The 26374-nt window shown below is 34.4% G+C and carries 19 protein-coding genes; 5 read left to right on the plus strand and 14 right to left on the minus strand.

The window, feature by feature from the left end; all coding sequences use genetic code 11:
• The first annotated feature begins 167 nt into the window (after window positions 1–167).
• Together H4J70_RS11180 and H4J70_RS11185 are read left to right on the plus strand one after the other, a co-directional pair.
• Window positions 168–512, plus strand: coding sequence for an FAD-binding protein (locus H4J70_RS11180; protein WP_310740336.1), 345 nt, complete (start codon window positions 168–170; stop codon window positions 510–512).
• A gap of 232 nt (window positions 513–744) precedes the next feature.
• Entirely contained in the window at window positions 745–2421 is a 1677-nt protein-coding gene (locus H4J70_RS11185; RefSeq protein WP_182230711.1) for an FAD-binding oxidoreductase, read from the plus strand.
• A gap of 113 nt (window positions 2422–2534) precedes the next feature.
• Here H4J70_RS11185 and H4J70_RS11190 read toward each other — a convergent pair whose 3' ends face one another.
• The 4 genes from H4J70_RS11190 to H4J70_RS11205 all read right to left on the minus strand — a co-directional run bounded on the left by H4J70_RS11190 (window position 2535) and on the right by H4J70_RS11205 (window position 9798).
• Complete coding sequence (locus tag H4J70_RS11190; protein ID WP_182230712.1) at window positions 2535–3512, minus strand: PEP-CTERM sorting domain-containing protein; 978 nt, start codon at window positions 3510–3512, stop codon at window positions 2535–2537.
• Window positions 3513–3666: 154 nt separating this feature from the next.
• Window positions 3667–6366, minus strand: a complete 2700-nt coding sequence (gene prsT / locus H4J70_RS11195) for an XrtA/PEP-CTERM system TPR-repeat protein PrsT (RefSeq protein ID WP_182251132.1) — start codon at window positions 6364–6366, stop codon at window positions 3667–3669.
• Window positions 6367–6421: 55 nt separating this feature from the next.
• Window positions 6422–8704: a non-hydrolyzing UDP-N-acetylglucosamine 2-epimerase gene (gene wecB / locus H4J70_RS11200; protein ID WP_182251133.1), complete on the minus strand. Its 2283-nt coding sequence runs from the start codon at window positions 8702–8704 to the stop codon at window positions 6422–6424.
• Window positions 8701–9798 (minus strand): glycosyltransferase, encoded by a 1098-nt coding sequence (locus tag H4J70_RS11205; protein ID WP_182230715.1) that lies wholly within the window; start codon window positions 9796–9798, stop codon window positions 8701–8703. The genes wecB and H4J70_RS11205 overlap by 4 nt, the downstream gene beginning before the upstream one ends.
• Window positions 9799–9913: 115 nt before the next feature.
• On the opposite strand from H4J70_RS11205, the gene H4J70_RS11210 reads away from it, so the two are divergent.
• Window positions 9914–11065, plus strand: coding sequence for a GNAT family N-acetyltransferase (locus H4J70_RS11210; RefSeq protein WP_182230716.1), 1152 nt, complete (start codon window positions 9914–9916; stop codon window positions 11063–11065).
• Between the two features lie 83 nt (window positions 11066–11148).
• Here the strand turns inward: H4J70_RS11210 and H4J70_RS11215 are convergent, their stop codons facing one another.
• The 4 genes from H4J70_RS11215 to H4J70_RS11230 form a co-directional block, all read right to left on the minus strand.
• Window positions 11149–12207 carry a FemAB family XrtA/PEP-CTERM system-associated protein gene (locus H4J70_RS11215; RefSeq protein ID WP_182251134.1) on the minus strand — a complete coding sequence of 353 codons (1059 nt, stop codon included), beginning with the start codon at window positions 12205–12207 and terminating at the stop codon, window positions 11149–11151.
• Window positions 12208–12230: 23 nt separating this feature from the next.
• Window positions 12231–13250 carry a hypothetical protein gene (locus H4J70_RS11220; protein WP_182251135.1) on the minus strand — a complete coding sequence of 340 codons (1020 nt, stop codon included), beginning with the start codon at window positions 13248–13250 and terminating at the stop codon, window positions 12231–12233.
• Window positions 13251–13363: 113 nt separating this feature from the next.
• The gene (locus H4J70_RS11225) at window positions 13364–14563 is read right to left on the minus strand and encodes an aminotransferase class V-fold PLP-dependent enzyme (RefSeq protein ID WP_182251136.1); all 1200 of its coding nucleotides are present in this window, start codon (window positions 14561–14563) and stop codon (window positions 13364–13366) included.
• Window positions 14560–15990, minus strand: a complete 1431-nt coding sequence (locus H4J70_RS11230; RefSeq protein ID WP_182251137.1) for a hypothetical protein — start codon at window positions 15988–15990, stop codon at window positions 14560–14562. The genes H4J70_RS11225 and H4J70_RS11230 overlap by 4 nt, the downstream gene beginning before the upstream one ends.
• A gap of 443 nt (window positions 15991–16433) precedes the next feature.
• Here H4J70_RS11230 and H4J70_RS11235 point away from each other — a divergent pair, with 443 nt between their 5' ends.
• Together H4J70_RS11235 and H4J70_RS11240 are read left to right on the plus strand one after the other, a co-directional pair.
• Window positions 16434–17390, plus strand: coding sequence for a polysaccharide deacetylase family protein (locus H4J70_RS11235; protein WP_182251138.1), 957 nt, complete (start codon window positions 16434–16436; stop codon window positions 17388–17390).
• A complete protein-coding gene (locus tag H4J70_RS11240) occupies window positions 17383–18603 on the plus strand; it encodes a glycosyltransferase (protein WP_182251139.1) in 1221 nt (406 codons plus the stop codon). The genes H4J70_RS11235 and H4J70_RS11240 overlap by 8 nt, the downstream gene beginning before the upstream one ends.
• 52 nt (window positions 18604–18655) lie before the next feature.
• On the opposite strand, the gene H4J70_RS11245 is transcribed toward H4J70_RS11240, so the two are convergent.
• From H4J70_RS11245 to H4J70_RS11270, 6 genes are all read right to left on the minus strand, one after another.
• Window positions 18656–19495, minus strand: coding sequence for a hypothetical protein (locus tag H4J70_RS11245; protein ID WP_182251140.1), 840 nt, complete (start codon window positions 19493–19495; stop codon window positions 18656–18658).
• A complete protein-coding gene (locus H4J70_RS11250; protein WP_182251141.1) occupies window positions 19479–20525 on the minus strand; it encodes an acyltransferase in 1047 nt (348 codons plus the stop codon). The genes H4J70_RS11245 and H4J70_RS11250 overlap by 17 nt, the downstream gene beginning before the upstream one ends.
• Before the next feature lie 26 nt (window positions 20526–20551).
• A complete protein-coding gene (locus H4J70_RS11255) occupies window positions 20552–22273 on the minus strand; it encodes a cadherin repeat domain-containing protein (protein ID WP_182251142.1) in 1722 nt (573 codons plus the stop codon).
• Between the two features lie 83 nt (window positions 22274–22356).
• Entirely contained in the window at window positions 22357–23571 is a 1215-nt protein-coding gene (locus tag H4J70_RS11260) for a glycosyltransferase (RefSeq protein ID WP_259368045.1), read from the minus strand.
• Window positions 23547–25463, minus strand: a complete 1917-nt coding sequence (gene asnB, locus H4J70_RS11265; RefSeq protein ID WP_182251143.1) for an asparagine synthase (glutamine-hydrolyzing) — start codon at window positions 25461–25463, stop codon at window positions 23547–23549. Before asnB ends, H4J70_RS11260 begins: the two co-directional genes overlap by 25 nt.
• Before the next feature lie 58 nt (window positions 25464–25521).
• Window positions 25522–26328: a glycosyltransferase family A protein gene (locus tag H4J70_RS11270; RefSeq protein ID WP_182251144.1), complete on the minus strand. Its 807-nt coding sequence runs from the start codon at window positions 26326–26328 to the stop codon at window positions 25522–25524.
• Window positions 26329–26374 lie beyond the last annotated feature (46 nt).

A 26374-nucleotide genomic window follows, 5' to 3' on the forward strand; every position in this document is an offset into this window, starting at 1 on the left:
GCAAATAGAATAAATACCCTGTGATGCCGGTAGCTTTCAAAATAAAACGACTGGCATCACAATACTAGTTTTAAAAAGCAATAACTCCCTCTACAAAATTTTATGGAACTGATGCAGGATTAATAAAAACACGAATTTATTGTCATAAAAATACAAATAAAATTGTAATCAAGCTTGCAAATACAGCGCAAGTTCAGCAAATAGTTAAAAAGATTAACCAGTATAATTTATCCAATGACGACTCAAAGTTTTCAATTAGCACGGTAAGCTCAGGAAAAAATTGGGGATATTCAGCGCAAGAACCAAGTTTTGATAATGCCATATTAATGAAACTTTCACGTATTAAAGAACTCGATAACTACGACGACAAGCAAGGTACGATTACCTTAACTCCAGGTGTAACCCAACAAAATCTTTACGAATACTTACAAGAACAAGGTGGAAAGTTCTGGATAGACGCCACAGGGTCGTCTCCGGAGTGCAGTATTACTATCAGTTTTTTTATCAATTGACGATAAGTGTCAGTAAGGCAATATATACAGTAGCCACACTTTTACTCGTCACCTTTAACATAATTAACCACCAATGTTGGATGATAATCACAGTCGCAGTAAATTTTTCAAATCAAATTATAATTCAAATACCAATACTCTTCTCTGTTATTTAATTCGCTTCTGCTATGCTCCATTTAGGTACGTAACTGTATATTCAAAATTTATATAAAATGCATAGGTATTTAAAGTAATGGACACTCTATTCGAAAAACTTAGTAATATAATATCCTCAAACGCTAGCCTTCTAACGACTACAGAGCAAAAAGCGCCTTATTTAAGAGGCACAGAAGGACTAACCCGTAATATTACTGCAGTTATAAAGGTCGCTTTAATTCAAGATGTTGCCGCGATACTTAAACTTGCCAATTATTCAGCTATAGAAAAACAAGACCAGTTTACAGTACATCCAATATGTTCAGGACGAAATTGGGGGTATGGTACCGGTTTACCCCCAACAGATATACTGCCTGTTATTATTATTGATTTATCTCGATTAAAAAAAATACACCTTATACCTGAACTTGATTTGGTTACTATTGAACCGGGAGTGACTCAGCAAGATCTCTATGAGTTCCTACAAGAAAATAATACCAATTATATGGTTCCTACCACAGGGGCAGGGCCAGATTGTGCCATTTTAAGTAATGCTATCGAACGTGGTTACGGTATAACGCCTAATACTCAGCATTTTGATGCTGTTACTTCATTGAAAGGTTATTGGGCATCAGGCGAGTTATTTCAATCAGCCATTAGTGATCTCGATAAAAGTACACACCCTGACGGTAGTCATCGAGACTTAGTGGATAAAACCTATAAATATAGTCCAGGACCATACATCGATGGTTTATTTACACAATCAAGTTTAGGCATTGTTACTGAGATCACTATTAGGTTGGCTAGAAAACGAGAAGCTTTTAAGTCTTTCTTCATCAAAGTATACAATGACGATTTGCTCACTGATATTGTTCCGTTAATACAAAAAACGCTTCGTGATTATGAAGGTATTGTTGGCTCAGTAAACCTAATGGATAAAAGTCGCATATTATCAATGTTTGCTGATAATCCCAATGGAACTGAACAACATCAAGTAATGTCTTCGCAACAAATTAATAACATTGCAAAACAGCAAGACACGCCTTGCTGGACAATCGTTGGCACAATATATGGAACGACTTCAGTTGTGAATGTTGTAGCGAAAGAAATTAAAAATCTTTTTAAAAAAATAGAATGTAAATTTATTTTTTCAGATAGCGCTGTTATTAAGTTAGGTAACTTAGTTATTAATAATATGCCTAATTTTATCTTCAAAATAAGCAATAAATTAGTTGATGTGAAAAAGCAATTAAATTCATTTAATTTAGGTGAAGAAATAATGCTAGGTAAGCCCAATCGAGTTGCTTTAAAACTCGCTTATTGGAGAAATCCCCAACTCCCTAGTTTCAATAAAGATACAAATCATATATTTTCAATTGCTAAAGACAAATGTGGTTTGCTTTGGTATGCACCGCTTATACCCATGATACCTGCAGAGATGGAGCGTTACGTTAGCTTTATTAGAGAAACGTGTCCTAAATATAATATAGAGCCTTTTATAACCTTTACTAATTTACGACATGATTGTCTCGACAGCACTATTCCGATCGTTTTCGACAGCTCTAACCCTCAAGCAGTTAAAGACGCGCATGATTGTTTAAAAGAACTGGTGCTAGAAGGGGTAAAGCAAGGATGGGTCCCCTACCGGTTGAATATTGATCAGCAGCAATGGGTACTCGATAAAGATAAACCGTTTTGGAAAGCCGTACAGTTATTACAAGATAGTTTTGACCCAAATAATATACTTAGCCCCGGTCGATATAATCCAAGATAAAAAATTAAGTGAGCATAAATTGATATAAAAAGTTATAAAGCATTTAATATCAGAAAAGCAAAAGGCCTCCAATTGGAGGCCTTTTAATATATAAACTTAGTTTATATGAATAATTAAGACTGCTTACGACGTGATGCCGCTGCAAAGCCTAATAAACCTAAACCAAAGATTGCAATAGACGTTGGTTCTGTAACAGCGAAGCCATGGGCAGTTCCCGAACCACCAATAGAATATGTATCATATTCGCCATTTGTTTTAGCAAATTCGCCTGACAAACCAAAGCCAATCATATCAACAAAGGTAGTTAAGATAGGAGTATTACGAATATCTCCTGCAAGTAGGAAACCATCAGCAGCAGTACCACCTGTAACGTCCAAACCAAAAGATGAATCAGCTCTGTTCAAACCAGCAACGGCTAAATCGGCTGAACTTGCAACAACACCAAAATCAACTTGTATAAATGACAACTCTAACCATGCGTCACCATTCATTGCATTAGTTTTATTACCAACATCAAGACCTAAATCTAAATCAGGGGTATTATCAAGATAAATATTCATGCTAGCGCCAGCCAAATCAAGACCTGGAGCAGAAACAGTTGCAGATGGAGAACCTTGACTAGTGTAATAAGAAGAGGCTTCAAACGCAGCTTCATCACCACCAACGTTGATAAAATTAGTATATGTATTAAACGCATCAGTATAAGCAGAATTTGGGACATCTATTAAAGATAAACCTAAACCTTCAAATGTAAATGTCATCTCACAGCCATTACACTGAAATGAACCTGTTGCAGAGTTAGTATTCAATTCACCGTAGCCAGTAAGGCTGTAATCAGTAAGACCATTAACATCTGTAGCAGGAAGACCTCCACTAAACATAGTTGATAAGCTAGTAGCATTATTACTACTATCTTCCCACCACTGTACGAAGTCAAACGATGTTGAGAATGTGCCTTTCTTATGATCAGCATCAATATCGGTTAACTCAGTAAATGTAACTCCACCAGGTAGAGAAACTGTCCCTGCATTCGCAAAACTTGCTGTAGCTAGTATTGCTGCTGCTACCATTCCTTTATATAAATTTTTCATATCAATACCTTTATGTTGTTCGTTATATAATTACGTTTTAACTTCTACAGGTTACAATGCAATTCGCCCGCCAACTTTTCAAGTGCCTGTTTATTATACAATTAATTTACAGCCATCAGATTAAAAATATATGATTGTAAAAAAACCTGACATCTTATTTATTAACATTCGTTAATAAAGCTTTGGCTTCTTCAGTTCTATTCATTTTAAGTAAACAATCTGCCATATGCTTTATTATACCTTTATCATCTGGTGCAAGCGCATTTGCCTGTTTATAGTAACCAAGGGCTTTAGAATAGTCTTTTTGTATATAACTCACAAAGCCCAGAGTATCTATAACTTGTGGATTTTGTGGTGCCAATTCAGCTGCTTTATTTACATGTTGAATAGCTAAATCCATATCATTAGTGTTAACCGCAGCATAAGCCAAATTATTATGAATTAAATAATTATTCGGCACCTTCTTAACAAGTAGTAGATATTGCTCTTTTGCTAAAGCAAGATCTGTCGACATATATACTTGTGCCAAATTTGCTCTCACATCAATATTATCTTCTTGTTCAAGAAAATTAGTCAGTGTTGTAATAGTGCCATTAAGATTACGACTACCCGCATAGGCCATAGCTAGCATCAATACATTTTTTTTATTACTTTCTAATTTGACTAACTCTTCTAGGTAAATAATCGCCACATTAAATTTTTGTTGTGCTAAAGCAATTTGCCCACCTAATCGAGTGAATATAATGGGTTGATTATTGTCTTTAATCTTGTAACTGTTGAACTTAGTTTCAGCGAGTGCGATTTGATTGGTAAATAATAAATAATTGACTTCTAGTAATTCTAATACACCAATTGAATTAGAATTATTTAAGCCCTTTTGAATAACTTCTAGTGCTTTTTGATATTTTTTCTGCATTTCAAGTGACAAAGCATATTTAGTAATCGCTTGTATATCAGCACTATTTTTGTCTACAGCCATACTATAAGCTTTTTCAGCTTCAACAATATCTTGAGCGTCTAAATAAATGTCTCCCATCAAAATATAATGGAGGCTACTCTGCTTGTTATCGACTTTGTCTAATAACGCAATCGATTTGTCATACTCTTTAATTGCAGCATAAGATTGTGCCAAAGCAGTTGAAAGTTCAATTGACTCATCTGCGGTCCACTTAGACAAAAGGTATTCTTGTACTTTTAATTCTTTATCTTTTGATAAAGTAATCAAATTACTTAATGCACCACCGTGCTTACTATTAATTTCAATAATTTGTTTCAATAAGGCTAGTGCTTCGAGGTTATTGTTTTGCTTTTGTGCAAGTTGGGATAACCTAAAACGTGACGAAATATTCTTAGGGTATGCGTTTACTACTTCTTTAAGCTTAGACTCTGCTAAATCAAAACGTTGTCGTCTTATGTCAACTTCAGCCAATGCTACTTTTAAATCTGGCTCATTTGGATAACTCTGTATCCAAGTTATCAATAGCTTTTCAGCTTCATCCAATTCATTTTTTGAAATCAAAGATACAGCTAAAATGATTTTTGATTCTATATTCTGTGAATTTAAATCAACTGCCTTTCGTAATTCTTCTAAGCCTTCAGCATTATCTAGGGACAATTTAAGTAGCCCTAATTGAGTAAGTTTATCAATATTGCTTATTTGAGAAATGTCTATATTACGTAAAACTTCCTTTGCTTTTAATAGGTCACCTTTTTTTGCTATGGCTTTACTGGTCGCGGTTAACATTTTTATATCAAAATCTGTAATATCAGTGTCAACTGAATATTCACTGGCGATATCATTTAAATACCCTAATTTAAGACGAGTAATTGCCAATATTTTCTTGCCTATGTGTCCATGTTCTAGTTTTTTATCTAAAGTAACTAAATAACGATATGCTTGCTCAGTGTTGTTTAGTTTAAAGGAACTGATACCACCTATTAGCGTTGCTAATGATCTATCGGGATCAGCATTCATTGATTTTCGCGCATAAGCTTCTGCTGATTCAAAGTCATTATCATAAAATCGAGTAACCGCTTTTAATTCATTCAAAATAGGGTGATTGGCATATAAATTTAAAAGAAAATCAATTTCGCCTTCCGCTTCTTTAAATTCTTCTCCTTTTACTAATGCCGATGCTTTAAAAATTCTCACATGATGTGCTAATGGATGTAAGTTTAAATAGTCGTTATATACTGAAGCAGCGGCTAAATCGTCACCTTTTGATCTTAATAGATGCGCTTTCAATAATATTGCCTCACTGAGGGTATTATCAACTTTTAACAGTTCTTCAACCGCAGCCAGCGCACCATCAGAAGAAGTACTAGACTTCAGCCACAACATACCCAACTTTGAATATAAGTTATCTTCACTTAGTTCACTTGCCTGTGCAATATAAGACTCTGCTTCTTCAATTTTACTGTTTTGGACATACATCATACCAATATATATATTGACTATAATTTGTTGTTGTTCATTCAAATTATTAATCGTTAACAATTCTTTAAGTTTATCTTCTTTATTTAATAATAAATACGTTCGAGATAATTCATGAATAATTGATTTAGCTTCTAGGCCACTAGTTATTGCTTTTTCAAATTCACTTTCAGCAAACAACACGTCTCCTGTTTGTAAATAGGATTTCCCTAATAGCCCCCTAATTTCAGCATTATTTGGATCTAATCTATGTGCATTTTTTAATTCTACAATGGCTGCCTTATATTGATTGTTAACAATTAATTGCTTGGCTGAATCAATATATTCTGCGGAGTTGTTTTTATCACCGCAGGCTACAATACCGATCAAACACATGGATGTTATAATAATTGCTTTTTTTATTTTTAGATTATTTCTCATGCTTGTTCCCTGTTAATAAGTATTTTTTATACACGATATTTCTTTTGTCGAAAGCCTATTTCATTAACGTTAAGAGTCCGCAGCTGTCTACGATTGATTTTTGTGGCTTTAACGTTTTATAACATTCATGTCCAGTAACAAGCACAATCATATCTGCCCATTCGAGTATTTCCTCAATATTGTCAACTCGATCACATTCCCACGCTGGTACATATGGATCATGGTATCGCACCTCAACACCTGCCTGTTCAAAATGTTTTAATATAGGCTGCGCTGGAGTTTCTCTACAATCATCTACATTGGCTTTATAAGCAACACCAAGGATACCTATTTTGGTCCCCCCATTTTCTTTCAGTCGTTCAAGTACTTTTTCTGCCACAACAATTGGCCTTTCGTCATTAACTTTGCGTGCTAACCTAATAAAATCACCTGCTTTAGTATTTTCAACTAAAAACCAAGGGTCAATTGGTATGCAATGGCCGCCAACCCCTGGTCCCGGATTTAATACATTAACTCTAGGATGACGATTAGCTAACTTAATAACTTCATTCACATCTACTTTAAGCTCTTCACACACTTGTGCTAACTCATTAGCAAAAGCAATACCTACATCACGCGAGGTGTTTTCAACTAATTTGACACACTCCGCTGTTGTTAAATCTGTTAAAAACACCTGACCATCAACAAAACTTTGATATATAGCTTTAACTTTTTGCTGAGCATTAGGATTCGACGCACCAATAATTCTATCGTTATGCACTAACTCATATAATGTTTGCCCAGGTATAGCTCTTTCAGGGCAATGAACAACATCAAGTTGTAAGCCTTTAGCTGCTAATCGTTTTTCAACTTCTATACTGGTTTGTGGTGAGATAGTAGATTCAACGATGACTGTTTGCCCGTTCTTAGCGACTTTTGCAATAGCATCAACCGCTGCAAAAACATAAGAGCGGTCACATTGCTTATTTTTATGTGGTGTTGGAACTGCCACTAAATAAGTTTCACAAGAAGGAATAGTCATTGAAGCCACTAAAAAGCCTTGTTCTACAACTTTTTTTACCAGCTCTGGCATGCCGTCTTCATCAAAAGGACACTCTCCTCTATTAATTGAATCAACCTTGTCCTTACTTAAATCAACACCTGTTACAGAATAGCCTGCTTGAGCAAGTAAGCTTGAAATAGGCAAACCCATATATCCCATACCAATAACAGCGAGCGTTTCATTCTTAGCAACTATAGGTTGTTCAATAAATTCAGTATTATCAGCAATCACTATATCAAGAATAGCCTCGGCTACATGACCATCACCAAAAGGATTATCCCAAGAGTAACTGTCACGACTTAACCATTTTGCTGCTGCCTTAACCGCTTTTACAGCATCACGCCCAACAAGCTCACTTGCGCCAACTTCAACCGCTTCTGGGCGTTCAGTATTCTCTCTTAAGGTTAAACTCGGAACGCCTAACAAACATGCCTCTTCTTGAATCCCACCAGAATCAGTTAAAATTAATTTAGCGTGTTTCTGTAATTGAATAAAATCTAAATATCCAACAGGGGCAATTAATTGCAGGTAGCTAGGCACTTCAATATTGAATTCTTTTAATTTTGATTGCGTTCGAGGGTGAATTGGCCAAACAATGGTACCTGTATAATGCTTATGCATTTCATCAAATAAATGAAGTAACTCTAAAAGGTTTGATGCTATATCAACATTAGAAGCGCGATGAGCTGTAACTAAAAAATATTCACCTGCATGCAAATCTAACTCAGATAAAATATTGCTTGTTTTTGCCGAAATATCTAAATGCTGAAATAGGGAGTCAGAAACAGTATTACCTACTGTATATATTTTATCGCTAGCAATACCTTCAGACTTCAAGATTTTTTCTTGATTAGGACCCACTGCAAATAAGTACTCACTAATATGGTCCGTCATTATGCGGTTTGTTTCTTCGGGCATAGTACGGTCATAACTACGTAAACCCGCTTCAATATGGCCTACTTTAATATTTAACTTCGAAGCGGTTAGTGCGCCGGCTAAAACAGTATTAGTATCACCTTGAACTAAAACAACATCAGGCTTTTCTTCTAATAAAATAGGTTCCATTTTTATTAGAATATTACCCGTTTGATTACTGTGTAACCCTGAGCCAACCCCTAAATTATAATCAGGAGCAGGAAGGTGTAATTCGTCAAAAAAAATACTGTCCATTTCTTTTGAATAATGCTGATTAGAATGAATAATAAAAAAAGGTATTTTACGCTTTTGACATTCCCTTATCACAGGAGCCATTTTTATAATTTCTGGACGAGTGCCAACGATAATGCCTATTTTCATTTTGATTTCCTATTCTCAACTATAGAGTATTTATCCATGTACGCTTTAACCATTTCTTTCATGGCGTACTTTTCATTAACCAACTGATAAGCATTGTTAACTTTTATTAATTGGCTTTCTTTATTGTTTTTAACTTCATTTAATTTATTTGTTAGTGCATCACAATTATTAGACTCTACAAACCAAGCCTGATCTTCCGTAATAAATTGAGAAATACCCCCAACGTTTGTACATATAACCGGGGTTTTATTCGCCATGGCCTCTAAAATAGTCATCGGCATCGCTTCATATACTGACGACAATACAAATATATCTGAATCGTTAAGAATAGTAGTTATATCATCCCTAAAACCTAATAGATGTATATGCTTTTGCATTTTCAATGCTTCTATTTGCAGTTGTAGCTCATTAAATAAAGGACCATTCCCAACAATATTCAAACTACAGTTGCCAAAACTTGGTATCGATTTTACTGCCTGAGCAAAAGCATTAATTAACAATTTCTGATTCTTTACTTTGTCTAAACGGCCAACGGTAACAAATACTTTAGGCTCAGCACTTACAAATTCTTTAGCTTGAGGTACGGCAACACCATTAAAGATCAAGGTAAGTTTTGACGACTTCACGTTAATATCGTTTAAAACCCATTGGTATAAATCATACGAAACAACAATATATTCGGTGATGAAATTCACAATGAATTTTCTAAATAGGTTGTGGGGCTTACTTTTACCCGCAGGATCATCGCCCCCTCTACCATGATCACTATGAACACGGATAGGAACGCCTGCCATTTTTGCCACTAAATGATATTCAATGGTGCCGAAGTTATATGTATTTACTACCCGTGGTTTAAGCTTTTTCAATAAAGAATATAACTTAACGTGTGTTTTAATATCGTTACCGGGCTGTTTATCAAGAACAAACACTTTAATTTTTTCGTCTATTTGATCAACCATACTCATGTCATCAGTTAAAGAGACAAGTACATGTTCTACGTCATACTGGGAAGAATGATTGATTAAATTGGCAATTACTTTTTCAAGGCCTCCACAGCCAAAACTATAGACAAGATGTACGATTATATTTGTCATTTTAAAATATCTGCTTTTCTCTTTAATATTTATGCTTTACATTCCAATAAACTAGCAACACAATAAAAAGGTAAGATTAATAAGTGTGACTATATTATCGTAATAGGCATCTAAATTGAATGTAAAAAATAAACAAACTGAGTTAAATACCGTTCAAATAACCATCAATCCACTTTTATCTAAACAAGTTATAGTTTTAAAAGAAAAGTGGCAAGCGCTAGAAGCTAAATCTTCACCTTTATTCTTTTTAAGTTGGAAATGGATTGGGCCTTGGTTAAAAAAACTAGACGCGTCTGAGAAGTTAATACTAGTGCAAGCCACCCAAGACAATCAAGTTGTTGGTTTAGGTGTTTTTGTTGAACAAAAAGTCACACGTTACACTGTACTTAAAAGTACACAATGGTTTTTACATAGAAGTGGAGTTGGTAGTAGTGATCAAATATGGATTGAGAATAATAACTTTTTAACAACCGATGAAAACAAAGAACTAATAATAGAATCTATTTGGCAAACCTTGCTTTTACAACACAGTAAAGTAGATGAATTTATAATCGCAATGTACCACAACACCCCTGAACAATTTAAATTACCTGCATCATCAAAGTACAACACAACAAGCGCATACACTGAAAATGGCTACTATCTTAATCTAAAAAATACAGTCAGCCTTGATAATTATTTGTCTTCTTTATCTAAAAACACTCGAAAACAAATTAAACGAAGCTATAAATTATTATCTGAACTCGGAGCGTATGAGTTTTCGGTAGCAGAAGATCCCGAAAAACAAAATCAAATATTAAAAAAGTGCAAGCAATGGCACATAGATAAATGGCAACGAACAGATACACCAAGTGGTTTTATTAACCCTAGTTTCACCAGTTTTCATCACAACCTAATGAATGAAATACACCCTACAAATAAAACCGTTATTGCTAATTTAAAAGTTAATGGTGAATTACTGGGGTGTTTATACTGCTTTATTGATAACAATTGTGCTTACTTTTATTTAAGTGCCTTTAAACCAATTGAAGACAATCGCATAAAGCTAGGGCTAAGCCTGCATACCTTATTCATTCAGTGGTTAATTGAAAATAGACCCGCTATTTATAAGTATGATTTTTTGGCTGGGGAAGCAAGATATAAAAAGTCATTATCAAGTCACCAAGATAATCACAGCTATATTGTAGTACAAAAAGACTTAATAAAATTTAAAGTTGAAAATTCACTAATACAATTAAAAAACAAGCTAAAAAAACTATTCTCATAGTAAATAATTAGATGCCAGCTGCATTCCTACATCTAATTATTCCTTCATACTTAATAAAAAAAAACTCAATCACGAAAATATTTTTAAGGTAAATTTTTAACCAAAAATGGACCTAAAGTATTAGCAACTGACAAAGGTAATTTTTTCCACATTTTAATCGCCAAATCAAACTTGGCATTACTAGGAGATAAATTAGGTAATTCACCACCTTCAGGCACCCAATGATACCAATAGCATTGCTGTGGTTCGGCGCCCCACTGTTTTTTAAACTTGTAAGTTCCTGCATCAATTGTTGAGCGACCAAAATCAAATTCAGTACAGCCACTTTCAATAGCGTGAGACAATATTTGCCAATAAATATACATATTAACTGAAATTCGGTTCGCATAAGAAAGTGTACTTGCCCAAGGTATTTCCATGCGGTCTTTATAGCGGATTAAAAATCCAGTAGATACGGGTTTTCCTTGCCAATAAACAACAACTAAAGAAGCATTATCACTAAAAGTTGCAAAAATATTTTTAAAAAATGATTTACTGTAAACAGGTGTTCCAAGATCTCTCATGTTTTGACAAAAAACAGAATAAAAATCATCTAATAGCTCGATACCGCCAATTTTATGTTCAACACCTTCACGAATGGGGCGTTTAATTTGAGAGCGTCGTTTAGAACCAATTAATTTCCCTAATGCATCAGCAGATTCAGGTAAAGTAAGTACCATATTAACTTTATCGGTGGATACGGCTATAGCACTATTTTTTCGTTCTGTTTGTTCCCGATACTGAATATGGCTAACGCTGCTTTCACTGCCTTGTTGTTGCAAACGTGCATTTAAGCTATCGGTAATTTCTTGATTATCAGCCAGTACACCGCCATAATTAAAGAAAGGCATTGATACGATGTAATGTCCAAATAATTTACTTTTTAAGTTTACGCTGGGTAATACGCCACAAATTTCATTATGCTCGTTAACGGCATAAAAGTAATAGCACTTATGATTAAACGTTTTTTCTATTAAGCCTTTCCAAGCAGACAAATGATAAATAGAAGCGTTATTATGCTTGCTAACATAATCGTCCCAAAGTTGAGTATTCTCTGCATCAAGAAGGCGAATAGTAATATTCAAGCTGTTAGTTTCAGGCATAATAATCAAAGTTTTCTTCCGTGTTAGTTTCGTTCACCCACAATACTAATGCTATTAATAAGTTGGCGTAAATCTGAAATATTCGGTAAATACGGGTATGGGAGTAATTTTGCCTTTTCTCTACTAATATACCAAGGGTTTCTTTTACTAAATTCATTGGGATACAAATAATCACCTATCATGGTGTTATTTTCAATCAGAACTTCACCAGCATTTTTATGAGCAATAATTACGTTCGCTTTCTCGCGATCTAATAAAAATAAGTTGTCAGTAATTTCAATTCTATTAATCGAATAATTTATAGGACGTTTTTCTAAACCATATGCAATAAGTTGACTATTAGAGCTATTATTTCCCTGTTGTAAAATACTGTTTTTAATTATTAACTCACCGTAATTGGCTACATCGATTAAACGGCTGTCTTTACCGTCTAGGGTTGCAAGCAAGCTGTTGGTTACAATAGTTTTACGTGAACGCGATTTTAAACCGCTCCCTTCTTTCCCCATAGTGAGGATTTTACTTTCAAAAAAACTAAACACACCCACATTCGCATAAATAGCATGCGCATAACCTCTACCTGTAGCTTTTCCACCGAGGCGCTCAAAGGTTGAATATTCTATTTTTAAAAAACCATCATTATAACTCGTCATCACCCCTGACTGGCTATCATGAGCGTATAAATTACGAATCGTTAAATTTTCTCCTTCAAAACGAATACAAGCGCCATTTAAATCTTTCACATAAATATTACGACACTCTATACTTTCAACCAGCACATTATCCCCAGAAAGCACTAAAGCAGCTTTACCGTCTACTGCGGCATCGTCAAAAATAACATTTTTTTCACCAATAATTTCTATATTACTGGCTTTAATATTAAGCCCTTGTGTATAAATACCTGCCTTCAAATAGACCACACTGCCATCTTTAATCGCTGTTTTTGCTTCCTGTAACGACTGAAACTCTTTCCCATCAACAAAAACCTGCTCTGCATTAGAATAATAAGCGATGGTAAAAAACAATAAAAACACAATTTTTTTCATTCGTACACTTCAGTATTTTATAAATAGAGCTTTAGTTCCTAGTAAATAACATTGATTCAATTATTTACTAGGCATGAATAACTAGAACTATATATTAGGCTGTATTTATTCTTTTATCTAACTAAATTAATTAAGTTAGCAATACCTTTTATCGCTTGTTCAATCTCATTTTCAGTATTATATAACCAAAATGATAAGCGTATAGAAGCAGGTACATTATAAAAGCTATGTAGTGGTTGAGCACAATGAAAACCTGAACGTAAACAAATACCATATCGGTCACTTAAGCCACGTGCAATAATATGAGGAGAAACACCCGGTATTGTTAAACTAAATGGCCCTTGCTGCTTATTTTGCCCCCCAATAACATTAACCATTGGTAGATTCTCGTTCAAGCAAACATTTGTAAATTTGGATAACGACTGAAAGTGCGATTCAATGTTGTCCATACCTATCTCTAATAAAAATGACAACGCGGCTTGCAAGCCAACAACACTTTCTATGGCCGGAGTGCCCGCTTCAAATTTCCATGGCGCACTTTTAGCTTCAACACTATGTTCCGTAACACTCTCTACGGTAGAGCCGCCATGTAACCAATAACCCATTTCTTCTAGTAACTCTGCCTTACCAAATAACACTCCAACACCTGAAGGTGCTCCTAATTTATGCCCACTAAACGCCAAAAAATCGCAATTTATTTCCGTTACATCTATTTTAATATGAGGTAGAGACTGTGCGCCATCAATCATCACTTTTGCACCAGCAGCATGAGACATATTAACGAGTTTTTTCAGGTCAAGCATAAAGCCAGTTACGTTTGATGCATGAGTAAGGCTTACTAAGGCGACATCGCCCTTTGATAATTCTTGTTCTAATTCAAGCCAATCGATATCACCATTAACATCGAGACCTAAACGATGAATATCGTGTGACTGCCAAGGTAAATAATTTGAGTGATGCTCACCAATACTTGAAATTATCCGTCCTTTACCAGCAAAAGCTTTCGCGACTAAGTTTAATGCTTCAGTTGTATTTCTTAAAAATACAATTTCATTTGGCTCAGCGCCAATAAAGGCAGCCGTTATATCACGGGTGTTTTCATACAACTCTGTAGCTTCATCACCTAAGAAATGTACTGAACGATGAATATTTGCCGTTCGATTCGTTAGCACGTCGGTAACCGCATTAATAACACACTGTGGCTTTAGTGATGTGGCGGCACTATCTAAATAAATCAATGGTTTTCCGGTGGGTGTTGCTCGTTGTAAAATAGGAAACTGAGCTCTTATTTCTTTAATGTTTGCTAAAATCATCCTATATAACCCTTCTTCATGGTTTTAACAGATAAAAACTTACCGCTTTGCTCTGGCATAATAAATTCATTAATTTTTATAGAAGTAGGTTTAGGTAAATTAAGTAGAAACTGAAGATTTTCGGATAGTTTATCTGTGTCAATGTCATTTAAACACACAACAGATACTTTAAATATTTTGGAGGTTACTTGCTCTAACTTGAAATTAATAACATTAGAAAATTGAAAAAAAACATCTTGAATTTCCACAGGTGTGACAAATTTGCCGGAAGGTAAATCAATACATTCTTGTATTCTACCAAGTATTTTTATTTTTTTCGGTAAGCCACTCTGTTCATCGTATTGTATCACTTCAGCCAAATCGCCAATTTCGTAGCGAATTATAGGCATTGCAAAGTTATTAAGGTCGGTAACTACAACTCTTCCGGGTGTATTTAATGGAACACATACCCCACATTCATCAACAACTTCTAAGCAGACCATTTCAGAATAAACATCGACAACATGAGGGTCTGAGGTTGCGCAACCGATTGAACCAACTTCTCCTGTACCGTAAACATTAGTATATTTCGCTTGAAAGGCATGTGTAATGGTTTTAACCAATTCTTTTCCCGCTAAGCCACCATAAGGTAAAAGCGTTTTAACATAAGGGAAAGTTAATTCACGTTGCTCTGCTCTTTTCGCTAACCATAAAAGAAAATGTGGTAATGCTCGAATAATATGAATTTTATTTTCTATAATATCATCTAAATATATATCCAGTTGTTCGCACATTTTTTTCCATGGCACTGAATTTATCGGCATAAGCACTTCACGCTTAAGCATTATTTGTCGTTCAAAGCGTCCTCTAAAATCTGACAACGTTGCCTTTGCGAACAACCGATTTTTTTTTAGCGCCCAACTAAAAAACTGAACAAGTGGTTCAGGGCCTTGGTCAGTAAAACCACAGACAAGGTTACAAGCACTGGGTGGTATATCGACAGATTTATAACCTAATGCACAGCCTGTTGCTAACTTTAGGTTTAAATGTTCTGCCGCCCTTAAATAATCTCGCTTCTCAAAATCGACCACAACGGTCATTCTTCCAGTAGTTCCCGCAGAAGACAAATATTGCCAGTCGCCCGTATGTTTTCTCACCGTAACTTGATCAGGAAAACCTTGTGCATAAGTACTTTTTTGCGAAATCGGAATAGTTTTGAGTAACTGAAAAACAGTTTGATTGTCTTTCTTATTAATTAAACTCGGCCACAACTCTGTATTTTCACTAGCGTTGTGTAGAATTTTATTTAACTTAAACGCTTCTATATGCAAATGGCTGGTTGTATTAGAAAACTCCTTTAACATTTTTCGATAAAGTGACCAAAATTCTGTTCTTGAACATTTTTCAAAAATTGGAATAAAAAAATAAGTAAGAAAAGCATTTAACATAAAAGCTACATCCATTCGTTTTTATAATATTTAAAGTTATTTACGTCTATTACTTTGGCTAATTATTTTGGCTAGCAATATACTAGTATAAACAAGACTAAACAGAACGCTAAAAAATAACAGGCATAATTAAGCTAGAACATGCTTTCTTTCAAATCAATAGTGGTTATTAATCAGGCGAAACTAACTGACAATTCAATGATCCTTATCAGTTAAATAAGATTTACTTTGGCTAAAATTATTTGTCACAAATTGAAAGTATAAAAAGCACTAAAGTTATTTAATGAAAAGATAAAAGTCGTCATTCTTATATAAACCAATCAGCTAATACTTAATTGAACAAACGCCGAAAACAGCAATTGAAAATATTACTTGATAGATTAAACTGGGAACCACTTAATATCTAAAATGGCCAATCATTTAAAAAGGACGTTAAACAAAATATGTTAGATTTACTTTTATCAATAATATACTGGCGATCTCGAATTAAATTTAAAGAAAATCCGTTAGCAATTATTTATTTTCATCATGTGTTCGAACATAAGAATGAGTATCATCCAGATGATATAACAGCTTTAGAATTCGAGAAAAAAATAAAATTTTTAAAGAAACATTTTAATATTTTAGCGTTATCAGAAGCTATGAAATTGCAAAAAGCTAAACGTTTGCCACCTAAAGCATTAGTTATTAGCTTTGACGATGGTTATCAAGACAACTTTACCGTAGCTGCACCAATATTAAAAAAGCATAATTGCCCTGCTACCTTCTTTATTTCAACCAGCGGTGTTGAGGAAGGTTACTTATGGAACGACAAAGTTGAGCAGTTATTAGTTAGTACGGCGATTAGCGAAATTTCAGCCAATGTAATTGATGAATCAGTAGTCATTAATAATAAAATAGAAAAAATAGCAGCATTTCAACTGCTACTTAGTAAATTAAAGTTTTTGAGTCATGAAAAAAGAACGCAACAATTAAACAAGTTAGCGAGTGAATTAGGTCACGTACAATTCAAACGCACCATGATGACAACAGACCAAATTAAAAAGCTTCATCAAGACGGATTCACAATAGGTGCTCATACACACAATCATACTATTTTAACAACCGAAAAGATTGATGATTGCCAGCAAGAATTATTAACTAACAAAAACAGCTTAGAAGCTATAATTAGCGAAAAAATAGAATTCGTTGCATTTCCAAATGGTTTGTTTAAAAGAGACTTCACCTTTGAACACTGCGACATTGCTAAAAAAATGGGCTTTAAAGCGGCATTCTCTACCAACGACGGTGGTGCATTTACGTCTACAAATATCTATACTGTGCCTCGTTTCATGCCTTATAGAAAACAATTACCCTTATTCGCTTTATCCATCGCAAAAATAGCAGGTGAACATGTCTAAAACATTACTTATGGTAGCATTCGAGTTTCCGCCAAGTAACGGAGCTTCAGTACCTAGAATAGAAAGTTTTTATCGCTATTTAAAACAATGGGGATGGAAAGTCATTGTATTAACAGCTAAACCCCATGCTTATGTTAACAAAGACAATACATACCAAGACAATACTGACGACTTGATTTTTAGAACTACTGCTTTAGACGTGCAGCGACAATTATCGTTTAAAGGAAAGTATCTTGAGTTAATGGCAACACCCGACAGATGGGGCTTAACTTGGATACCATCGGCGATTTCAAAAGGTAAAAAGATAATAGCAGAACACAAACCTGATGTTATTTGGTCTTCTTCACCTATTCCCAGTACGCATTATATAGCTAACAAATTGTCGCAGAAATTTAAAACGCCATGGGTAGCAGATTATCGTGACCCTTTTCACTATATGAATGGTACCGCAGGTAAATGGTTAGACCGTTTTCACAAAAAAATTGATCGAAATACGCTAACAAACGCTCAACATTTAACCTTTGCAACAAGCGCCGTTAGAGATTTATATGAAGATACATATACAGAACTTGTGGCAGGAAAAAACACCGTTATTGAAAATGGTTATGATGAAGCGAATTTTGAAAAACTGAAACTACTAAAAGATAACTCCACCCCCTTTTCAAACGAAAAATTCTCCCTCTATTATAGTGGTGTTTTATACCCAAATGGTCGGGACCCAATCCCCGTTTTTGAAGCTATCGCAGCATTAAAAAAACAAGGTTTTATCGATGCTAGTAATTTTGAAATTATTTTTCAAGGAGCTGGCGAAGGCAACGAATTTAAAGACAGGGTAACCCAGCTCAATTTACATAATATGGTTAAATTTATTCAGCCTGTTCCATTTTTGAATGCGTTAAATAACATGATGAATGCAGACGCTCTTTTACTCATTCAAGACAAGCGCTTTAATAAGCAAATACCTGGCAAAGTATATGAATATTTAAGAACTAATAAACCACTTTTAGTTAAGGCAGATCCTGATGGGGAAACATTTAAGCTAGCAACCAATTTTCAAAATGTTCATGTGGGGATTACAGCTGAAGAAATGCAAAGTTCATTACTAACATTAACACAAAAAGAAAATAGAGTGGTACAAAGAGTCCTTGTAAATTTTAGCCGAGAAGAAAAAGCTAAAGCTTTACAGGACATTTTAGTCCAACACTATATTTAGTCGATTGTCGTAAATAAAACGATTTAAAGAAGGCTCATAATTTATTGATCAATTACAAAATATCGTTATCAAGTACTTGAAGAATCACGCCATCTATTGCTGATAGATTTTCCACACCATAAAGATAGTGAGACTGCTCTATAATACTTGTACCTGGAATCCCGGTATTTAATATATTTAACTCTTTAATATCTTTACTTAAAAGATTACTAAAAGTATCAACTGTATTAACCCCGGTACCAAAGGTAAATGAATCCCCCAAAATGAGAACAGTTGGTTGATTTTCTCTAACCTCGTCTGTCATTCTAAACCCTTGCGCATTAGTGCGTAATCTATAAGCGATACTATTATACTGGTCAACTGTATCTACATTTTTGGGGTGTGGCCCTTCAATACTTGCTACAAGAGTTTTTTCCATTGCGGTGCTCGAATACCCGCACCGTTCCAAAGAATTTTTCGTCGCTTCATACACTAAAATATGGCCTAATCTAGATAAGTGTGAATCACTTGGTAAATTGTAAATCCAATGAGAGGGATGTTTATTGAGCGTATCTGAGGCATCTATAAAGCATATTTGATTCTCTTCAGCAGTACTATGGAAAAACTTCTTTTTATCTGGGTTTAAATTAGAGCTTAGAACTGGAATGTAAAGCACTGAAAACTTAATGTTAGAGGCATCCAAAGTTTTTTTGAGATTAACGAGTGATGTTTTAAACCCACTCCTAGATGAAACCAAACTCTGCCCCTTTTCTACAGCAAAATATTTACTGTATCCCCTATTTACTGCCCAGAAAAAAGCGCTCCCTTTTTCCCATGATTTTTGAAAATGAATATACCCAAAGGATAATTCGGCTAATGCTAGCAGTATTATTATTTTAAACAGCGATTTCATGCTTATTTACTATCAATTTTGATCTTAAATATTTGGTCACGGGGAATTCAATTATATTAGAAAATAGAACACCTGAAACAACAGTAAATAATATAACAATTAATAAACTAATAAAGGACGGGAAAATAATTAACACCCCCATTAAATCCATTATTTTATAGTAAATACCCCCAAAAAATAGGTGTGTAAGATAAATTGAATATGATGATTTTCCTAAGATTAACCAAACTTTGGGGTACTCTATATTTTTACCATTTTCTATAGTAACTATTCCTATTACAACCAAAGCGAAAGCAATCCCATAAAAAAGTCGAGAATTTTTGCCATATCCATTTAAAAGGTTGGCTAATTCAGCCCACCAAGTCATGAGTAACAAGCCAGTACCTATATAAAAAAAATATTTAAGATGCTGAATTGAAACTGTTGAAACTATACGAGCGGCAACCATACCTGCCATAAATTGAAAACAGAATGCAGAAGTAAACAAAGGAATATTAAAGTTTTGTAAACCAGTAAATTGTATTGCTAAAATTAAAAACCAGAAAGCAAATACAGCCCTGCCAATCATTCTATTTAAAATCAATAAAGCAAATAATATATAAAACATCATCTCATACTGTAAAGTCCACGACACACCAATCACAAGCTCTTTTTTATCTATAGGAAAAAGAAGTAACTGCAAAAGCCCACTAGTAATAGTAGGAAAATCAGTACTAGATACAAAAGGAATAAGTGTTAAATGTAAAAAAAACACAATCCAAAATAGAGGGAATATTCTCACCAATCTTTTCAATATATAAGGCTTCAATTGGCTTTTATGACCTATATCCTTCCTATGAATAAAATAAATAATAAAGCCACTTAAAACAAAGAAGAAATCAACACCGCTATGGCCTATTTCAGTAAATCGACCTAGAGGAAAGTAGCCGGAATTTTGTTCAAACAATCTAGATATATGATAAAAAACAACTAACAAGGCAGCTACACCTCTAGCAACTTCAATTCCATTTAGCTTTTGACGAATAGTCATTATTTATCCCTTATATAACAATCAAATTATTGCTTGGATGGCTTGAGAAAGTAATCAATTATCTTAACATTTGATGTTGGTGAGTCATGCCCATCGCTATAATTATATGGCCATTTAGTACCTTTATGTTTACCTAATTTAGATACATCTTTAACGGCAAAAAAAACCTTTACGTAATTATTTTCAACTTCATCTGGTAATTCAAAACGAGTCCAAATGTTAGATCGCCAACCATTGGCACGCCGAATAAGATTTTCGCCTCCTGCACCTGCAACAGTTAGGCCGCCATAGTACAATGGTTCTATTAGTTTTGCATGATAAAAATTATCGTTGGTTATTGGCGCTGTAGACCAACGAACTTCAAAAGTAGAATTATTTTCATTGTTATAGACACTGTGTGATTTATCATGAAAACCTATTTCCCACATATCTTTTTCTTGCCAGTAACCTACCCACAAAGAAGAAATAGATTCTTCATTTTGATTTGATTCTACACTCTCTTGCGTGCTATAAAAAAGAAGCTCATCTATTTTGAAATTTGTCATTTGATTTTGTTGATTTATTATTTCAAAGTAGAAACGGCTTAATTGTTCAAAATAATTTTTATTATATTTGTCCAGAGTTGGATTATTATTTAGCTTTCTAGTTTTTCCTCTTATATGTTGAGGGTATTGATCTAATAAAACATGAATCCAAGCACCAGAGCTAATTCCAAGATAATGATAATAATGCTGGTTTCCTGGACCTTCATATGGACACCCATCACCCGTTCCATACGATGATGTTCCTGTTTTCCAACATAAATACGTACCTATATGAAAATTTGTACTGGCGCTATCTAAACCTCCATCACCTTTTATATAGTCCATTCCTTCGGTTTTCAGATAAAAGCTCATTCTGTCTGTTATAGCACTAGTAACGCCACGCTCTGACAGTGGTTTCCCATCGTACCAAATCCACCAAGTACTCCGGTGATCAGTACTGTCATCCGTTTCCATTACTTTTAGGCTACCTCCTCTACTACTTGACGGGGCTCTATCGTTCATATCAACAATAGCTGTATTTTTTTTACCGTAATCTCCTTTATTAAAAGACCTTACACCCCAACCCCAACTATATTTTTCTCCACCACCCAATGGGCCTTCTTCATCAAGTAACCACCCAGGGTTACCATAGGCAATATTATCTTTCCAAGTCCAACCATCAAATATTTTTTTATTACCCTGATTCCAATTAAGTAGTGAACGATATTTACTAACGAGTGGAATATTGTTCTCATATTGGTGCGGGGTATAAATACCAATGCCTTCACTTTTCGCTGACTTAACTATACTCAATACTTCTATTAGATTATTGCGAGTTGATAATTCAAAGGACGCTCTATTTATAGGAACTACAGATATAATAAAAGTTTCACTTTGCGATGAACCATCGCTAAAAGTGGCTTGAACAGTAATAGAATGTTTAGGAAATATCTTGGCATTTAAAAGAAGGTAATCGGCTAAAAAAACAACACCTGTAGACTCTTCAATTTTAAAGCGGCCGCCAGCAGAGTCTAACATTCGATAAGTAACAGCTCTTGTTGTATCTGCATATACCGTAAGTCCAACTTTTACATCATTTTTATTTATATCTTCCGCTATCTGATTAGGTCTTGAATCTGCATCAATTAAGTTACCTGCAAACAAAATTTCAGCATTAATTTCATTACCAGCTTCACTACAACTTTGTATTGCAAACAAAAGCATTAAAAAGATCAATCTAATATTTTTAATATTTAGTCCTCAAAAGTATAATAGGTTCATTAAAGTTATAATAAATAACAGAATTGTTATAAGCAGTGTAAAACTTCATTCGCACACCAATCCCAAGTGTATTTATGAAAGTTAATGGCTTGTTGTTTTCTATTGTGATTTGTTTGTAGTAACTTAACGAGCTTATCAGTAATCTCACCCTTATTTTCATTGGCAACACAAAAGCCTAAATTGGCTTCACTTGCCATTATTTCAGGTACGCTACCAACATTAGTCGCTACTGCCGGCGTACCACAAGCTAATGCTTCAGTAAGCACATTAGGGCTACCCTCACCTCTACTTGATAAACAAAACACATCGGCGGCATTGTACCAAGTAATCAATTCACTATTAGCAACTGCACCAACAAAAACAACATGGTCTTGTAAGTTGTGTTGTTCAATAAATTGGTTAAGCTCTTTTCTATAATCACCTTCAGGACCTTGAGCGCCTAGAATATAGAACTTAGTGTTTTCTAAACCCTTTGTTGTTATTACTTGCTCTAGCCCTTTAATCACCAAATCAAAACCTTTACGATGAATAAGCGCACCAACACCTAATATAATTTTATCGTTCTTTTTCAAGGAGAGCTTTTCTCGGCATTCGTTTTGATCTAAGTAATAAAACTTATCAGTATCAACACCATTTCTAATAACTACCGTTCGTTCTGCTGTATTTGACAATTCATCGGCTTTACGTGCCATCTCCTCACTAAGAGATATTACTTTACTTGTCTTTTTAAGGTAATGAGCAACAATATGCTTTCTTAAACCAGAGTCTTGTAAGTGAAATGCTTCCATACCACGAAGTGTTAGATGAAAAGGTTTATTAATTTTTTTAGAAAGCCAATATCCACAAGGTAAGTCAGGAAAAGTCCAATGTAAATCAATTAGATCAAAGTCATAACCAATTTCATCAAGTACTCTTTGAACTGCTCGTCGATAAGTTAACACTTCTATTGATTTCAAATGACCTGGAATAGAAAAGTAGCGAGGATGATATACATCAATACCTTCTATAATTTCTAATTCAGGAATACTTTGCAGGTGTGAAAATTTACTTATTTGTTTATGCAGCGGAGAATCTGCGATAGGGTTGATAACCGTAATATCAGCATATTTGCTCATCGCTTTTAAACGATTCAAAACAAATATGCCATGATTAGGTTGATTACAATTTGGAAATAAATAGCTAATCGCTATTATTTTTTTCTTTGCCTTAGCACTCATTAGTCCGTATTCTTCCGTAACCATTCTTCAAGTACAACTAACTGCCATAACGTTTTATGATGATCAAACTTGTCATTATTATGCTCTTCAATAAGTTGTTCTATACGCGCTTTTTTAAAGAACTGATGTAACTTGGTTTCTTCAGACAGCAATAAATTTTCAGCGTAACTTCTTAACTCATTTTGAAACATTAATTTAAGTGGGGTAGGAAAACCCATTTTCTTACGGTAAATAATGTCGTTGGGTAAAATACCTTCCATCATTTTCTTTAACGGATATTTGCCTTCACCTTTTTTAATTTTATGCTTACTTGGGATTGTTGCTGCGAATTCAACTAAACGATAATCTAAAAAGGGCACGCGTAATTCAAGCGAAGCCGCCATACTCATACGGTCAGCTTTAATTAACAAGTCATCTACCAACCAAGTTTTTGTATCAAAATAAAGCATTTTACTTAAAGTATCTTCACCTTTGACTTTGTCAAAAAGGCTTTTAGTATAGTTGCGACTAGACACTTGATTTTCTGTTTCTATCTCTGCTTTAAACTCTGGTTTATACAGCGCTTCTTTTTCATGGTCAGGGTAAGTAGACATGCCTTTATAGCGTTTTTCTATGGGTAGTGTTGCCATGGTTAGATACTTCGAAACCTTATGGCTTTTACCGAACACTTTATTGGCAATCCCTGCAAAGAAGTTACTACCTGTTTGACCAACTACCGCGCGATATTTGTCTAATACATTCATATACTGATATAAATCGTAACCACCAAAAATTTCGTCTGAACCTTCACCAGACAAAGCTACTGTTACTTTTTCTTTGGCTAATTTAGCGACAAAAAACAATGAAATAGCAGCAGCTTCGGTAACAGGCTCATCCATTAACGCAATATACTCAGGAATAAATTCTTTGAACTGCGCAGGTGTTATTTTTATTTCATGATGATCTGTTTTAAATTTATCAGCAATAATTTGTGCATAGGGTGTTTCATCAAAGCCTTTACCAAAATCATAACCAATTGAAAATGTTTTAAGAGGTTCTTTAACTTTATCTGCAAGCAAACCAACTACTGCACTAGAATCAATACCACCACTTAAAAATATACCAAGAGGTACATCGCTGCGTAAACGTAAATCAATAGCGCTTTCTAATAATTTTTTACTACCATCAACATAATAATCAAAGCCTTTATCCTGACTATTGCTGTTGTTGAATTTAAGATCCCAATATTGGGCAATGGTTAATTCTTGCTTATTAGGCTCTTCACCATTTACCTCACCGCTTTTAAGAACAGCATAATGACCGGGCATCAAGCGTTTAATACCTTGATGCAAAGTGTTCTCACCAGGAATATATCCGAAGCTCATATAACTATCTATTAACTGTACATTAAGTGCTGGTTTTTTACCCAGCCCTTTTAAGATAGCTTTAGTTTCAGAGGCGAAAGTAAATTCATCTTCGTTATGTAAATAATAGAGTGGTTTTATACCAAGACGATCTCGCGCTAGAAATAATTCTTTTTTATCGCCATCCCAAATAGCAATGGCAAACATACCGTTAAAATGTTTTAAGCAATCATGACCATATTCAATATAAGCTTTCAGTACCACTTCAGTATCGGCGCCTGTTTCAAAGGTATAACCTTTAGTTTCTAATTCAGCACGTATTTCAAGATAATTATAAACTTCGCCGTTATAAGAAATAACACAATTATGCGCCGTTTCAACCCGAGGCTGATGTCCTGCTGGGGTAGGGTCAAGAATACTTAAACGTAAATGTGCCAAAGCTATTTTTTCAGCATCGTCAAACCAAAAGCCATTACTGTCTGGACCACGATAAGGCATAGTATCGCGCATAGCTTTGAAACGACATTTGTCGATTGTCCCTATAAAATTAATTTTTCCTAAAATACCGCACATTATTTAAAGAAACCTTTTTATTAAAAATTGTAAAACCATATAAAATAAGTCAAGTGACTTAGTGACCAAAAAATTTGCTCCTTATATTATTGTTTATCAACCGTAAAGACAAAAAACGTCTGAGCAATTCTTTAGGCTGTTTCAGTAACGCTTTTTTATAAAAAAAATGTTCAAACAAACCGCTAGACTTACTATGGGCGTCACTGTGACCTATTCTATAAATAGCCCCATTAAAAGGTAACTTTAACAATGGTGTCCCATTTTCATCTAAGGCTTTCTTTATTTTTATATGACTACCAAACATATCTTTAATATAATTCATATCTGCATTTTCTAAACTACTTGGGAGCTTAATTAATTTGGCTTTAATTATGTGGGATGTACCACAGTACAAATAAAACTTTGAATGTTTTAGTAGAAATTTTCCTCCATCTCCCCAAACATAACCATCGTAAAAGTACCAACCGTTTTCCTTTGAATTACAACTTACAAATTTAACTAAATCTCGATGAATAAAATCATCATCATCAACAACCATAAAGTAGTCCAATGTTTGTGCGTATAAAAGACCTAATAGAATACGGCTACCTTTATCTAACCTTACGGCTTCCCAGAAATCTTCTTTGCATGCATCTCCTTGTAAATGGTGTTTATTTGGCGGTAAATCAACTCGACAAACTTCAAATTTCGCTGGTAATTTGGGTAATTCAGAACCCACATTAGCAACGATGATACAGCGCCAAGAGTTTTCAGTTTGCGCATTAATTGAAGCTATCGTAGCTTCTAAATTACGTATTGTGTTCTGCCAGTTAGGTGCACTTTCATGGTGTCGGATGGGAATAATAAATGTAAGTTTTTGTTTCATTTTAAAACGATCCTTATTATGTCATTACAAGTTTATACAAACTTAA

It is taken from the genome of Colwellia sp. BRX8-9 (assembly GCF_014077245.1).
Classification (GTDB): Bacteria; Pseudomonadota; Gammaproteobacteria; order Enterobacterales; family Alteromonadaceae; genus Colwellia_A.